The 14,928-nt window shown below is 43.1% G+C and carries 13 protein-coding genes; 5 read left to right on the top strand and 8 right to left on the bottom strand.

The window, feature by feature from the left end:
* Positions 1-55 precede the first annotated feature (55 nt).
* Complete coding sequence (yfkAB, locus tag E2491_RS04250) at positions 56-1,180, top strand: radical SAM/CxCxxxxC motif protein YfkAB (RefSeq protein ID WP_134373226.1); 1,125 nt, start codon at positions 56-58, stop codon at positions 1,178-1,180.
* Positions 1,181-1,756: 576 nt separating this feature from the next.
* Here the strand turns inward: yfkAB and E2491_RS04245 are convergent.
* Positions 1,757-2,140 carry an OsmC family protein gene (locus E2491_RS04245; RefSeq protein WP_134373213.1) on the bottom strand — a complete coding sequence of 128 codons (384 nt, stop codon included), beginning with the start codon at positions 2,138-2,140 and terminating at the stop codon, positions 1,757-1,759.
* A gap of 115 nt (positions 2,141-2,255) precedes the next feature.
* On the opposite strand from E2491_RS04245, the gene E2491_RS04240 reads away from it, so the two are divergent.
* Together E2491_RS04240 and E2491_RS04235 are read left to right on the top strand one after the other, a co-directional pair.
* Complete coding sequence (locus E2491_RS04240; protein ID WP_134373200.1) at positions 2,256-3,434, top strand: MFS transporter; 1,179 nt, start codon at positions 2,256-2,258, stop codon at positions 3,432-3,434.
* Between the two features lie 468 nt (positions 3,435-3,902).
* Positions 3,903-5,822 (top strand): heavy metal translocating P-type ATPase, encoded by a 1,920-nt coding sequence (locus E2491_RS04235; protein WP_134373188.1) that lies wholly within the window; start codon positions 3,903-3,905, stop codon positions 5,820-5,822.
* A gap of 143 nt (positions 5,823-5,965) precedes the next feature.
* Here E2491_RS04235 and E2491_RS04230 read toward each other — a convergent pair whose 3' ends face one another.
* The 3 genes from E2491_RS04230 to E2491_RS04220 are packed head-to-tail and all read right to left on the bottom strand — an operon-like array spanning position 5,966 to position 7,803.
* Positions 5,966-6,913, bottom strand: a complete 948-nt coding sequence (locus E2491_RS04230) for a YihY/virulence factor BrkB family protein (protein ID WP_244093877.1) — start codon at positions 6,911-6,913, stop codon at positions 5,966-5,968.
* Between the two features lie 23 nt (positions 6,914-6,936).
* The gene (locus tag E2491_RS04225; RefSeq protein WP_134373172.1) at positions 6,937-7,329 is read right to left on the bottom strand and encodes a methyl-accepting chemotaxis domain-containing protein; all 393 of its coding nucleotides are present in this window, start codon (positions 7,327-7,329) and stop codon (positions 6,937-6,939) included.
* Entirely contained in the window at positions 7,330-7,803 is a 474-nt protein-coding gene (locus E2491_RS04220) for a low molecular weight protein-tyrosine-phosphatase (protein WP_134373169.1), read from the bottom strand.
* Positions 7,804-7,988: 185 nt separating this feature from the next.
* Between E2491_RS04220 and E2491_RS04215 the strand changes: the two genes are divergently transcribed.
* Positions 7,989-9,350 carry an alanine/glycine:cation symporter family protein gene (locus tag E2491_RS04215; protein WP_134373166.1) on the top strand — a complete coding sequence of 454 codons (1,362 nt, stop codon included), beginning with the start codon at positions 7,989-7,991 and terminating at the stop codon, positions 9,348-9,350.
* 67 nt (positions 9,351-9,417) lie between these two features.
* Positions 9,418-9,642 (top strand): DUF1128 domain-containing protein, encoded by a 225-nt coding sequence (locus tag E2491_RS04210; protein ID WP_134373163.1) that lies wholly within the window; start codon positions 9,418-9,420, stop codon positions 9,640-9,642.
* 61 nt (positions 9,643-9,703) lie between these two features.
* Here E2491_RS04210 and E2491_RS04205 read toward each other — a convergent pair whose 3' ends face one another.
* The 4 genes from E2491_RS04205 to E2491_RS04190 all read right to left on the bottom strand — a co-directional run bounded on the left by E2491_RS04205 (position 9,704) and on the right by E2491_RS04190 (position 14,804).
* Positions 9,704-11,479: a methyl-accepting chemotaxis protein gene (locus tag E2491_RS04205; RefSeq protein ID WP_134373160.1), complete on the bottom strand. Its 1,776-nt coding sequence runs from the start codon at positions 11,477-11,479 to the stop codon at positions 9,704-9,706.
* Positions 11,480-11,630: 151 nt separating this feature from the next.
* Positions 11,631-12,143, bottom strand: coding sequence for a type 1 glutamine amidotransferase domain-containing protein (locus tag E2491_RS04200; RefSeq protein ID WP_134373157.1), 513 nt, complete (start codon positions 12,141-12,143; stop codon positions 11,631-11,633).
* An 89-nt stretch (positions 12,144-12,232) separates the two neighbouring features.
* Positions 12,233-13,231 carry a class I SAM-dependent methyltransferase gene (locus tag E2491_RS04195; protein WP_134373154.1) on the bottom strand — a complete coding sequence of 333 codons (999 nt, stop codon included), beginning with the start codon at positions 13,229-13,231 and terminating at the stop codon, positions 12,233-12,235.
* A gap of 193 nt (positions 13,232-13,424) precedes the next feature.
* Entirely contained in the window at positions 13,425-14,804 is a 1,380-nt protein-coding gene (locus E2491_RS04190) for an alanine/glycine:cation symporter family protein (protein ID WP_134373151.1), read from the bottom strand.
* Positions 14,805-14,928 lie beyond the last annotated feature (124 nt).

Genomic DNA, 14,928 nt, shown 5'->3' with positions numbered 1-14,928 from the left:
ACATTATAGCGTTTTGTTTTCATACTAACCTTTGTTAAGAAAGGAAGAAAAAGATATGACAACGTTAAAACAACCGATTACGCCTTCCTATGATCCATGGGAAGCCTACGAAGATATAAAGGATTTCGGAAAGCTGACTTTATCCAATGTGGAGTTTACGACAACGACTCTTTGTAATATGAGATGTGCTCACTGTGCCGTGGGTCATACGCTTTCCCACAAGGATCCGGAAACGCTGGATATGAATATGATTTTACGCCGTCTGGATGAAATTGAACACCTTCGAACGCTCAGCATTACCGGAGGGGAGCCGATGATGTCCAAGAAGTCTGTAGAAAACACTGTCGTTCCGCTCCTTCGTTACGCACATGAACGCGGTGTGAGAACACAAATCAACTCAAACCTGACGCTTGATCTTCATCGTTACGATCCAATTATTCCTTACCTGGATGTATTACATATCTCTCACAACTGGGGAACGGTTGAAGAATTTGTGCAAACCGGATTTGCCATGATGGAACGTAAGCCGACTGAAGCGCAGCGTGAAGCCCTGTTTACAAGAATGATCGAAAACAGCCGTGCTTTGAGCAGCGAAGGGATCATGGTATCAGCTGAAACGATGTTGAACAAAAAAACACTTCCACACATCGAAAGAATTCACCGGGAAGTTGTGGATGACATGAAATGTGCACGTCACGAGATTCATCCGATGTATCCAAGCTCGTTCGCAGAATCACTTGAAACACTCTCGCTAAAAGAAACACGCGAAGCGATTGAACACCTGCTTGATATCCGTGATAAGAACACATGGATGCTGTTCGGGACTCTTCCTTTTTATGCTTGCAATACATCCGAAGAAGACCAGGCACTCCTTAAGAGACTTTATAATGAAAAAAATGTCACAGTCCGCAACGACCCGGATGGCCGCTCCCGTCTTAATGTAAATGTCTTTGACGGAGACGTGATCGTGACCGATTTCAACAACACGCCGGCACTCGGTAATATCCAAACAGACAGACTACCTGATATTTTCGAAAAATGGCTTACTACTAAAGATGCAGCCTCCATCAACTGCCACTGTCCAGCCGTCAGCTGTCTCGGTCCAAACCTGCTTGTAAAAGACATGTACTATAAAGACACCGACTTCACAAAACGCACAGCACTCCTTTCAAAAAACTGATCAGCAAAAGCTGGTCGTTTTTTTGATTTTGTCAGGAACATTTCGAGAATTTTTGCAATCGACATCATCGCTGCCCTTATCAACACAAACTTGTTCTTCATTGACATGATTACTAAAACTATCAACATCTGTCCAAGAGACTCATCCCCTTATTAGCAATCGTCAATACCCATCCTCTTAAGAAAATGAGTATTAACTTCCCCAGGACCGGACTCATCCGTAGACTCCTGCGGCAGAGAAGCGACAGGTGAGACAGCTTAGTGCGAAGCACTAACTGGCTCACCGCGCGGCCGCGGAAAGCGAAGGATGAGTCCGGTCCGGCTTTCAATGACAAGGACCTTTTCCTCATTTTAAAAAACATTTAATCTGAATATTTACACAATTCAGATTAAGTGCTATACTCGCATTAGAAAATCAAAAGGAGGGTTGCTTCAGATCATTCAAAACAATCCTGCGGGAGGAGAGTGATGAGAAGCGCTAAAATAAAATAGTGCGATTTTATGGAGATATTAATTGAAAGTCGAATACCATAAAAACCCGGTTTATTCTTTATTAAAAGAACAAACCGGGTTTTTGTTATGCCTTAATTTCGAAGCTCTCTGTGACTTCAATACTATCCTTCACCGATTGAACCATAGAACAGTTTTTGCGTGTTAATTCCAGCGCTTTTTTCACTTTGTCTTCATTGAGATCTTTTCCTGTCAGAACAAAATGCAGGTGAATCTTTTCTACACGATTTGCTTCATTTTCATTTCGCTCAACGTCTGCTTTTACATTGATATCGGAAAATGACATTCTCATTTTCTCCAACACACTTCTTAATACTCCCCCGCTGCAAACCGCCACTGAAGATACAAGCAGCTGATAAGGACGAAATCCATATTCTTCGTTTCCTGATACGTGCAGCTCACCATACTCAAAATCAGCCGTGAAGCCGCCTTCTTTCATTTTAAATTCCATTTGATCCAGCTCCTTCTTAATTGACACTAATTATAGTAAGATTATATCGTTGTGCATTCAGAAACACGATTGATCTGCTTATACAAGTACAATTATGATGTCAGGAGTTTTGGTTATGTATGTTTCACCAGCTATACGATTCTGGATCCTTGTTGGAATCGTTGCGATTTCAGGTTTTTCTCAAGGTATGTTATTACCTTTAATCGCTATTATCCTCGAGCAGGACGGTGTTTCCTCCTTTATGAACGGCCTGCATGCAACGGGGATTTATATAGGAATATTAATCGCTTCCCCGCTAATGGAGGCTCCTTTAAGGAGGTTCGGCTATAAACCGCTGATTATAGTCGGTGGAATGACAGTAGGATTATCTTTACTCGCTTTTCCACTGTGGCAGTCCTTCTGGTTCTGGTTTGTTCTCAGGCTGCTCATTGGTGTCGGTGATCAAATGCTGCATTTGTCCACTCAGACATGGATCACTTCATTTTCAAGCGAAAAAAGGCGTGGGCGTAACATTGCCATCTACGGATTGTTTTTCTCACTTGGTTTCGCCATAGGACCTGCCATGAGTTCTCTCATAGATATCAGCCCGTCACTTCCGTTTTTTGTATCGGGTATTTTAACCTTTATCACATGGGGCTTTGTTTTTCTTTTGAGAAATGAATTTCCTGAACAGGGCGATACCGGATCTGCTTCCTTTCTTGGCACGATCAGACGTTTCCGGAAAGTTTGGAAATACGCATGGGTCGCGTTTTTGCCCCCGCTAAGCTACGGATTTCTCGAAGCCTCTCTTCACGGGAACTTTCCGATTTATGCGATTCGTAATGGTATTGATTCTAGTGCTATTGCCTATATTCTGCCGGCTTTTTCAATCGGAGCCATCGTATTTCAGCTTCCGCTCGGGGTGATCAGCGACAAAATCGGCCGACACAAAACGCTGTTAGCTGCTCTTTTTGTCGGAGCAATCAGTTTTATATTTGCCGGAATGGCTGGAAACTCAACAGTCGGTTTGATCGCGGCATTTTTTATCGCTGGAATGGCAACCGGTTCAACCTTCTCGCTTGGGATCAGCTATATGACAGACCTTTTGCCAAAACAGCTTCTCCCGGCTGGAAACATTATGTGCGGTATTGCCTTCAGTCTTGGCAGCATAGGCGGACCGGTTCTTGGAGGCTTGATCATCGAGTTTTTAACAGATGGCTTTTTCTATTTCATCACCTTCCTGTTACTGACCATCTGTCTCTGCTTAGTTGCCTTCTCCTTTCAGAAAAAGAGAGTGTATCAGGCTTCAAAATAACCAGGAATATTTTCATTAATCGTGCCGGAGCATTCCTTCGCTTTCCCTTGTCCAGCTCCAGCGACTAGCCCCTCGAGGTCATAAGTCAAAGCTGAACGAGGGCAAAGATCAGCCCTCTTTTCATCTTCGCCTTATGCTTGTCGGGGCTGGACGAGTCGCCTCCGCTTTTCCTGATGTCCAGCTACGGAATTCCCCGGCACTTTTGTACTTAAATTTAACCAATAGCTCTTCAGATAAGTGTTAACCTTTCATAAGATCAAACAACTATTTAAAGACCTCCCAAAACTATACAACTAGTTTTCTAAAATTTGTTTATTTACATTAGAATAATTTTCAGAAAAGTGTTATAATAATGTAAACAAATACATCCCACGTTTTTCCGCTGCTGTCTGTGACAGCAGCTTTCGCTATTTTTAAGGACAATTGATTTTGATTCTTCTTCTCAATTCTAAAAAAGGATGTGGTTTAATGAGAAGCACCGCTCATGCATTACCAAGGCCAGCTCAGCTATCAAATGATGAACACTCCTTGCTCCTCAGACATATTGAATTAATCATGGCATTAACGAGCGGGCTGCTGATCATGATTGCCTGGCTGCTGATGAGGGCAGATTTAAACGTACTTTCTGTTGTTCTTTATTTATCTGCTTATGTTATAGGTGGGTATCATAAAGCCATCGAAGGGATTCAGGCAACACTGAAAGATAAAAAGCTGAATGTGGAACTGCTAATGATTACAGCTGCAACTGGTGCAGCGATCATCGGCTACTGGACTGAAGGCGCTATTCTGATCTTCATTTTTGCTTTAAGCGGGGCACTTGAAACGTATACGATGAATAAGAGCAGGAATGAGATTTCTTCCCTGATGGATCTGCAGCCGCAGGAAGCCTGGATTGTCGAAAATGGCGTTGAACGTAAGGTTTCTGCGGACTCGCTTGAACCAGGGGACCAGATCATTGTCAGGCCTGGTGAAAGGGTACCTGCTGATGGAATCATACTGAGTGGGAGAACGACAATTGATGAAGCTGCTTTTACCGGGGAATCCATTCCGGTTTCAAAAGACAAGGAGATGCAGGTTATGGCGGGTACGGTGAACCTGACCGGACTGATTGAAATAAAGGTCACTAAAAAAAGTGATGAAACCATGTTCCAGAAAATCATTGAACTCGTTCAGTCTGCACAAAGTGAAAAGCCGCCTTCCCAATTGTTTATTGAACGGTTTGAAGGCACTTATGTAAAAGGTGTTCTATTGTTTACCGGGATCATGCTTTTTCTTCCCTACCTGGCTTTTGGCTGGAGTTATGAGGAGACTTTCTACAGAGCTATGGTCTTATTAGTGGTCGCTTCCCCTTGTGCGTTAGTTGCTTCCATTATGCCCGCGAGTCTTAGCGCCATTTCAAACGGAGCGAAGAAGGGCATTCTTTTTAAAGGTGGGGTCCATCTTGAGAATCTGACTACCATTAAAGCGATCGCTTTTGATAAAACAGGAACATTAACACAAGGGAAACCCGAGGTAACAAACTGGTATATCCGACAGGATCAGGATAAGCAGGAGATCGTTGCAGCTGTGGCAAGTATTGAAAAACAGTCCAACCATCCCCTCGCCCAGGCCATTGCTTCCTATGCAGAACGTCAGCACGCTGTCTCGTTTAAAAAGCCTGAATCGGTTGAAGATGTAACTGGCTTCGGTCTTAAAGCAACCTTTAACGGGGATCAATGGAGAATTGGAAAAGCAGACTGGTTTTCACCGGACCTGAAAAAAACCTTTGACCATGGGACTCCTGAAAAATATTCTCTTGAAGGAAAAACCATTGTTTTCATTGAGAAAAATGGAACAGTGCTCAGTTATATTGCCCTGAAAGATCAGGTCCGTCCACAAACGATCGAAGCAATCAAATATCTCAAGTCCTTAGGTATCAGAACCATTATGCTCACAGGGGACAGCGATTCAACGGCAAGAACCATTATGAAAGAAACTGGTGTTGACCAGTATAAAGCAGAGTGTCTTCCAGAAATGAAAGTGGAAGAAATTAAAAAGCTGAAAGCAGAATTTCAGTCAATTGCCATGGTCGGGGACGGAATTAACGATGCACCAGCTCTTGCTACTGCAACTGTCGGTGTTGCAATGGGTGCAGGATCAGATGCCGCGCTTGAAACAGCTGATGTCGTACTCGTTAAAAACGACCTACCTAAGATTGCCGAAGCGATCAGACTGTCCCGTAAAATGCACAGCATTGTCAAACAGAATATTGTTTTCAGTCTTTCAGTCATCACAATTCTCGTTGTCTCAAATCTGTTTCAGGCAGTTGATCTGCCTCTGGGCGTCATTGGCCATGAAGGCAGTACCATTCTGGTGATCTTAAACGGCTTGCGCCTGTTAAAAAGCTGATATAAAAAAGATGCTGATATTTATGTCAGCATCTTTTTCTGTGTTGAAAATGTTTAGAGTGGTTAGAGCAACCACTCGTATTGATTATATTTCAAGTAAAGCGAAGGAATGAACCGGCACGGTTTTATACTATACGGCATTATTTAAGATCCTGTACGATGTCTTCTTTTCGCAGCCATTGTGGCATTGATCTGCGCGCCGACCATGATAATGATGCCGGATAAATACAGCCAGATCATCAGAACGATAATACCCCCGACGCTTCCGTAGGTTGACGAGTAATTACCGAAATTCCCTACATAAAATGCAAACAGGAAGGATGTGATCAGCCAGCCGACTGTTGCAAAGATTGCTCCCGGGAGCACGGAAATAAATCGGATGCTTACGTTTGGTACGAACGCATAGAGGCCTGTGAATGCAACGAGTAATACAAATGGCGTAATGCCAAAGCGTACTGCATTCCAGATCGTCAGGAACTGTTCGTCCATGCCGAAGGCTGCAAAGATCACCTCACCAATCTGTTGACCAAAGATTGGAAGCAGAAGCGCAACAACGACAATGAGAACCATCACAATGGTCCAGACAACAGCCATGCCTCTTGCGATATAGAAAGGTCTGGTTTCGTGAACTTCATAGGCATGATTAAATGAGCGCATTAATGCATTCATTCCGTTCGATGCTGACCACAGTGTTCCTAAGAGACCAATTGACAACAATCCTGCGCTCTGACCGGTTGCAACCTCTGAGACTGTAGACTCGATTAAAGTCATTGTCTCACCAGGTGCAAATTGCGCAAAAATATTCAGCATATCCTGCTGCGTAATTGGCAGATAAGGAAGGAGCGCCATGGCAAATATCAGCAAAGGAAAAAGGGATAACAGGAAAAAATAGGCGAGCTGAGCACCAAGTCCGGTTGTTTCACTTTGCGTAAAACGTTTTAGCACTTCCTGAACAAATCCGGAAAATGATTGATAATTCCCTTCTCTGCCTGATCTATGTACAGCTTCAGTCATATCCGCAAGATGACGGTTCTGCTCTCCTTCTTTCCATTCTGTTTCTTTTTTTTCATCACTTTTTATGGTTTCAGACATTGCGTCCCTCCTTATCTCAGACTTTATACGGTCTTTTTTTCAGGATAGGAATCCCCTTGATCAAGTTGTACCGGGTGAGCAGCCGTTTTTTCCAGCGGCTCATCTTCAGTAAAAGCATCTTTTGTTTCTGATACCATCTGCTGAAGCTGAGGTACCATTTCTTTTACTTCCTCATATTTTTCAGATAAATAAGCGATGTCCTGCTGAATTTTTTCTGCTGTCTGTTTCCAGTGATCCGCTTTTTGAGCGGCACGGTCTGCCAGCTCCTGTGGATGACGGCTGTAGTATGAAATGGATTCCTTTGATTTTACGAGTGCGGAAGAAGTTTTTCTTCTTGTTGCGGGATCAAGCATACTTAACAGTCCCCCTGCAATTGCACCAATGATAATACCTGCCGGCAGTTTGTTATTTGCCATTTAATCGCCTCCATGATCATCTTCAATTTTTTTAATAAGAGCTTCGCACCCTCTATTTATTAAATCATAACTTTCCTGAAAATTGTTTGTATAATATGGATCCGGGACATCCAGTGTTCCTGCATCGATGAGTTCCAGCAGCAGGATATACGTGGGCTTATTCTCAGTCGCCCTTGCGAGTTTATTAATGTCCTCAGACACTGACCGGTCCAGCGCAACAATGTAGTCATAATGTTCGAGGTCCTGCCGGGTAAGCTGATTGGACGTGAGGCCATCATGTGGTATACTGTTTTCTTTCAAAACCCGGATTGTCCCTTCATGCGGCGGATTACCCTGATGCCATCCTGCTGTTCCTGCTGATGCAACTTCGATTTTATCTGTCAGGTCATGTTCAGCGACTTTTTGACGCATCACGGCCTCAGCCATAGGTGATCGGCAGATATTACCGAGGCACACAAATAATACACGTTTCATAAGGTCCCTCCTGAAAAGGTGAATGTTTTCTTTATATTTCCTTAAGACGTTCTTTTAAAACATGAGATAACCTGATCGTTCAGAAAAAAACCTTGACAATAGGGGGCTCATTTCAGGAATATTTAATGTAAGGCGTACATATTTTGTTCATATTTATAGCCTGTAAAAGAAAAAGGGGGAGTTAGATGCAAGGCTTAACAGATTTTCTTAATGAAATCAGCGGGCTAGTCTGGGGGCCGCCGCTGCTGATTCTGCTGGTGGGAACAGGGATTTATCTTACGTTCCGCCTCGGACTCGTGCAATTTGGGCTGACCGGGTATTCACTCAAACTTGCTTTTTCACGTAATCAGGACACAAAATCCAAAGGTGACATCTCACACTTCCAGTCACTGATGACAGCAATGGCTGCCACAGTCGGAACCGGTAACATTGTAGGTGTTGCTACTGCCGTTGCGCTCGGTGGTCCAGGAGCTATTTTCTGGATGTGGCTGTCGGCAATCTTTGGAATGGCAACAAAATATGCAGAAGCCGTTCTGGCGGTAAAATACCGTGTACAGGATGAAGATGGCGAAATGTCAGGCGGTCCGATGTATTATCTGGAACGTGGACTGAAACAAAAATGGCTTGGCGTTCTATTCGCTTTATTTGGCGCTATTGCTGCCTTCGGAATCGGGAACATGGTACAGTCGAACTCCGTTTCTGATGTCGTTCAGAACACATTCAGCATCCCGACATGGGTAACTGGAATTGTACTTACTGTTTTTACTGCACTTGTTATTCTTGGCGGTATTAAGAGCATCGGTAAAGTAACTTCTATTTTCGTGCCATTTATGGCCGCTTTTTATTTATTAGCAGGACTTATTGTGATGGTTCTTAACTTTGAAATGGTCCCGGGTGCGTTCGCGACGATTTTCCAACTTGCATTCGGTAACGAGGCCATTGCCGGCGGTGTCATCGGTGCGATTATCCGTTACGGTGTTGCGCGTGGCGTATTCTCTAATGAAGCAGGACTTGGATCAGCACCGATCGCTGCTGCAGCTGCCAAGACAGACATGCCTGGACGTCAGGGTCTAGTTTCGATGACGCAGGTTTTGATTGATACATTAATCATCTGTTCCATTACAGGAATCACGATTGTCATGGCCGGACTCTATGAAAGTGGCGACCTTCAGGGTGGGGCATTAACATCTGCTTCATTTGAATATTTCCTTGGGGGCATTGGACCAATTGTTGTCGCAATCGGCCTGATTTTCTTTGCTTCATCAACTATTATTGGCTGGTCTTATTACGGTGAGAAATGTTTCCAGTATCTTGTCGGAACAAAGAAATACAATATTGGCTACCGCTTATTATTCGTTATCGCTGTTATGATCGGTGCCGTTGCTTCTTTAGACGTGGTTTGGGCATTCTCTGATATTATGAATGGATTAATGGCCTTCCCGAACCTGATCGGACTTCTCGGTCTATCAGGCGTCGTAGCTTATGAAACAAAACGGATCCGTCAAAAGATTAAAGAAGAAAAAGCAGAAGCAAAAAATGCAGCATAAAGCGTGTGTTGACAGATCCTGAAAAGCATGGAAAGATGAATGATAACTGCTGAAAGGACTGATCAAAATGAATCTGGATTCAAAATCCGTTGAAAATGCTGAATTTATGATTAATGAAATAAAAGAACGTCTTCGCATCGTTAACGCTGGTGCGATTAAGGTTTCCCATTTCGATGAGGAGATGTATGAAGAGCTTCGGGATCTTCATACAATGGTGATGAAACGTGAAACATTCAGCCCGAGTGAAATGCAGGCTATTGCAGAAGAGCTTGGCAATCTGAGAAAAGTGTAACAAATTTAAAAAGTGGAGCGGATCAAATTGATCCGCTCCGCTTTTTTTGTGCAGCCCCTATTTATGACACTTTATCCTCTGTAACCTCATTGAATTCGTCAATCTCTGTTTGTTCGTCTCCCGGTTCTTCTGAAATATCAAGCTGATGATCAGCTGTTTCGAGCTTGAAATGACCGAGTGTATTCTGGAGATCCTGCGCTTCACTGATCAGCTCAACCGATGCGTGATAGACGTTATTCATCGTTGCGCTTGACTGCTCAGCGTTTGCAGTCGTTTCTTCAATTCCTGCAGCAGCTTCCTCAGATACTGCGGCGATTTGTTCAATGTCATGATTAATCTCTTCTGTCCCATTCACAATTTCGTACAATGAAGAGGCAATGTCCTTCATTCTTTCTGATACATCATTTACTTTTTGCTCAATCAAACCGAAAGATTCAGCTGTTTCCTCCATTTGGGCTGTTCCGCTGCTGACAAGCTCATAACCATTTCCAAGTACTTCAACGGTTTCCTTGGATTCACGCTGAATGGTTGTAATAATCGAGGTAATATCTGTGATTGAAGCAGATACCTGAACAGCGAGTTTTCTTACCTCATCAGCCACCACCGCAAATCCTCTGCCATGTTCACCTGCCCTTGCCGATTCGATAGCAGCATTCAGTGCCAGCAGATTGGTCTGATCCGCAATCTCCTGGATCACCTGAACGAGCTTTGAAATGTTTTTCGTCTGATCGTCGAGTCCGTTGACACGTTCCATTGCAGTCTTGAAACTGTCGTTAATCTGGTTCACTTTATGAATAGATTCAGCCATTTTCTTTCCGCCTGATGATGTGTATGAATACATCTCTTCGGCTCGTTCCTGTGCTTCATTCCCTTTTTCAGCTGAAGAACGTATGCGCTCTGTAAACGCAATCATTTTTGTGCTTAATGAAGACGATGCCTCTGCCTGAATACCAGCACCAACAGCCAGCTCATTCATGGTCACAGCGATTTGGCTGCTTCCCTCTCTGACTTCCTGTGCGCTTTCTGATAATTGACTGCCTTTTGTTACAACTGAACCAGATACTAGCGTAATATCAGATACGAGGTTCCGCAACTGATTATTCATTTCATTGACAGTATGAACCAGCTGTCCAACCTCGTCCTTGCTTTTTGTCTGTAATGATGCCGCAGGTAATTCACCAGCCGCAATCGCTTTCATTCTTTTTGTTACTGAAATAATCGGTTTCGTAATTTTTGAAGCTGAAACCAGACTCAATACGATTGCCGTCACAATTACAAGACCGCTTATAATTATTGTTAATAAAATGGTTTGATTCCCGGTTTCAATGATTTGATCTGCGGAAGTATTCATGATCCCGCTCCGCTCATTAGACACTTTTTCCAGACTGTCCATGATACCCCTTGCAGTCGGTTCGAAATTCGCCCGAAATAGCACTCTCGCGTCCTCTTCCCTGCCGTTATCGTACATACTGAACACACGATCCCGAATACCGTCTTCCCATACACGGGTAATCGTGAGGACGGACTTCACATCATTACTGACATTATGAGACTGAAGAACTTCTGCGAACTCTGCATTTTTTTGTGCAAGCTCCTCAAAACCATTTTTATATTCTGCCTCCCCGTATAGCACATATCCTCTCGTTAAAGCGATTTGCTGGGAAACATTAAATCTCATCTCCTGATCAATTTCCAGTAGCGCAAGATCTTCACTTAATACTCTCTCTGTCTGCTGATTTATTGATGAGATCGAGTAAATATTAAATGCAGCTAATCCTCCGATTAAAACAATTAAAACTAAAAATAATGATAGCAATTTCCACTTAAGTTTTTTCAAACTGATCCCCCATCTCTAATCTCAAAGAACTACCTTTATTATATATGTATATCGGACTAATTCACGAAATTTTTAGGAGGATTATTAAATCTTTTAAAACCATCTCACCAAAAAACCGGGGCGACTCATCTGAGCGCCCCGGTTCTTCATGTTATTTCAACAGATTTAATGATTCTCTTATAAATGCCGGTATGTCATCCGGCTGTCGGCTCGTTACAAGCTGATTTCCGCAGACGACTACTTCCTCATCCTTGTAGTTCACTCCGGCATATTCCATATCAACCTTAATTGATTTGTAGCCTGTTGCTGTTCTGCCTTCAAGTGACTTCGCTGTAATCAGCAGCTGTGGTCCATGACAGATCGTAAAGACAGGCTTTTTATCATCCATAAAGGATTTGGCAAATGAGACAAAGCGCTCGTCTTCTCTTAGTAAATCCGGAGAGAAACCTCCCGGGATAAACAGTGCGTCAAAATCAGAAGGTGATACGTCATCAATAGACTGGTCAATCGTTACTGTCGCATCTCCCTGTTTTCCCGTGACTGATTTGCCTGCTTCTTTTTCTATGGTCACAACCTCATGCCCTTCCTTCCCGAAAGCTTCTGCAGGTTGTGTGTATTCCACATCTTCAAATTGATTCGTCATTAACGTTGCAATTTTAGCCAAAGAAAACATCTCCCTTTTATCTTAAATCTGATCACAAATGTACTATTCCACATTTTGTCTGGACTAAACATTCGGTGTTCATAACCATTTTAGACCGATGAAACCTTTTGCCACTTTGTAATAAACCATCCGCCTTCTCTGATAATCGGTACGGGTTTTTCTGAGCGGAACCCTGTTTTCTCCGCAATAAGATTAAGCTCTTCCTCAGAAGGAATTGGATACAAGTTATCAAATGTCATAAAAAAGCTGTTAAATGCACTTGAAAACTGCTGTCCATGTTTTGCTTTTTGCAGCGGAGATATAATCGTGATGATACCTTGATCCTCGGTGATTTCATTAAGTCGGCTAAAAAAGTGTTCTCTTTTATCAGGATCTATATAATGCAGAAGGTTATTTACCATGACGTATGAATAGTTTTGGTCAGGTGTGTACTGATGTATATCTTCATGAACGATCTGAATATTTTCATAGTCCCGGGTAGCCTTTTCAGCTGACTCTGCCACTTCCCGATTAATTTCGATTCCGGTCAGCTTTACATCCGGATGTTTTTTAGACAGTTTAATTAAGTATCCTGCTTCGCCACATCCAATATCCAATATGGACGAGACATGGTGTTTTTTAACGTTCCTGTTGATGAGGTGAAAGGCAAGAAGTTCAAGTAATGTGGAGGTTTTGGCCACAGTGGATCCGTGCTTTTCAGAATCGAAGTGATGGCGTTTCTTTTCAGTCATCAGCTCCGGATAAGAGAGAAGCGAAGGAATATGGAGCTCCATCATTTCTTTTAGTAAATCACCTGAGGATGGGCTGTCTTTTTTAGAGCCTGGCAGCTTCCATGCACGGGCAATCTGAACTCTTCCCTTTGCATCACGCTTCAGGTGTTTTAACGACAGGCCGACTTCCACCCATTGCTCAAGGAGATCAGTTTCCAGCTGATAAGCATCCGCCACGTCCCCGACTCTCACCGGACGCTTAAATGCTTCAAACAGGCCCAATTCAAATCCGACATAGGCATGCCAACTGTATAAAAACGGGACATTGGTTTTCATCCATGTTCTGGCTTTCCACATATTGCTCACTTCTTTAATCATACAAGCCCCTCCTCATTCCATCGTCTTCTGTATAACCTTTCATGTTAAAGCGTATTTTGCTCTTCTATACTGTGTATCCTTAACTGATCAGTTAGAAACACTTGTTTTCATATTTTAGAAAAAAAAGCATACTCAGTGCGAATCTGAGTATGCTTAAAATCATCATAAGGACTCATACAATGGCAGCATTTTACTACTTTTTGTTTTTCCCTATATCCTTAAGATAATACTGGTCGGATGTGAAAAATTCATTTTTCAGTTCCTTCACCTTGTTACTTAATAACAGGATCGCCAGAATATTGGGTAATAGAATGGCGGCAAGCATAATATCAAGGAAGTTCCAGATCACTTCTGCCGCTCCCACTGCCCCGAATACAATGGCAACTAGGTAGACAACCTGAATGGCATACGATGCTTTCAGGCCAAATAAAAATTCCGCCTGCTTCGCCCCATAAAAAATAACCACCAGAATCGTTGAAATAACAAAAAAGGCAAGCGAGATCGTGACGAGTATACTGCCAAATTCGCCAAAATAGCTGGCAAATGCAATCGTTGTTAAGGCACTACTGTTTTCCATTGCATTTTCCCCTGTCCAGACACCTGATGACAAAACAACAAAGGCTGTAGCCGTACAAATAATTAATGTATCAACCACGATTCCTGAAACCGCCCAGAATGCCTGACGCACAGGGTGATCTGTCGTTGCCGCCGCATGAGCCATCGGTGCTGTCCCAAGACCGGCTTCATTCGAGTACAATCCTCTTGCAAACCCCCATCTGATGACATCGACAAGTGCAGCTCCTGCAAATCCTCCAATAACAGGTGCAGGTGAAAAAGCATTGGAAAAGATGAGCGTGAAAAATTCCGGCAGTGCATCAAGATTCGTAAAGAGAATGACAAGTGCTCCCCCTACATAAATAAGCGCCATAAATGGGACAACAACCTGCGTTACCTGTCCAATCCGTTTAATACCACCAAATACAACGACTCCGATCAATACAGCAATCCCGATTCCAGTCCATAACACCGGTATACCAAATGACTCCTGGACTGTATTTGCAACTGAGTTCCCCTGCACCATAACACTCGGAATCAGTTCAAGCATCAGGGCAAATGAAAACCAGATCCCGAGCCACTTCATACCAAGACCCTTCGTCATGTAATACATTGGGCCGCCAACATATTCACCTTTTTCATTTTTTTCACGGTAATGAACGGCAAGTGCACTCTCTGAAAACTTCAGTGACATACCGATTAATGCGATGACCCACATCCAGAAAACCGCACCCGGACCTCCAAACATAATCGCTGCCGGTACACCGACAATGTTTGCAGCCCCGATTGTGGAAGATAAAGCCGATGTTAAAGCCTGAAAAGGGGTAACTGTCCCCTCACCTTTCGGCTTCTTCGTTACACTTCCAAAGGTTTGTTTCATTATGTATATAGGGTGTCTAAATTGAAAAAAACCGAGCTTAAACGTCATATACAAGCCCGATATCAGCAGGACAGAGATAAGCGGAACCCCCCATAACCATCCTGAGAATTCAACGACCCCATCAATAAACGCATCCAATACAATCTCTCCCTTCCAAATGACAGTTGTGTTTCTTTTCCCTAGAAAAAAAGGGAGTAAACAGATTTTTTGTATGTTTACTGGAATATAGGAGGTTTCTTATTGAATTTAGCTGATAGATCAG

It is taken from the genome of Jeotgalibacillus sp. R-1-5s-1, from assembly GCF_004405105.1.
Taxonomy (GTDB): Bacteria; Bacillota; Bacilli; order Bacillales; family Jeotgalibacillaceae; genus Jeotgalibacillus.
The sequence above is the reverse complement of the archived record's forward strand: the minus strand, read 5'-3'. Positions and strand labels throughout refer to the sequence as shown.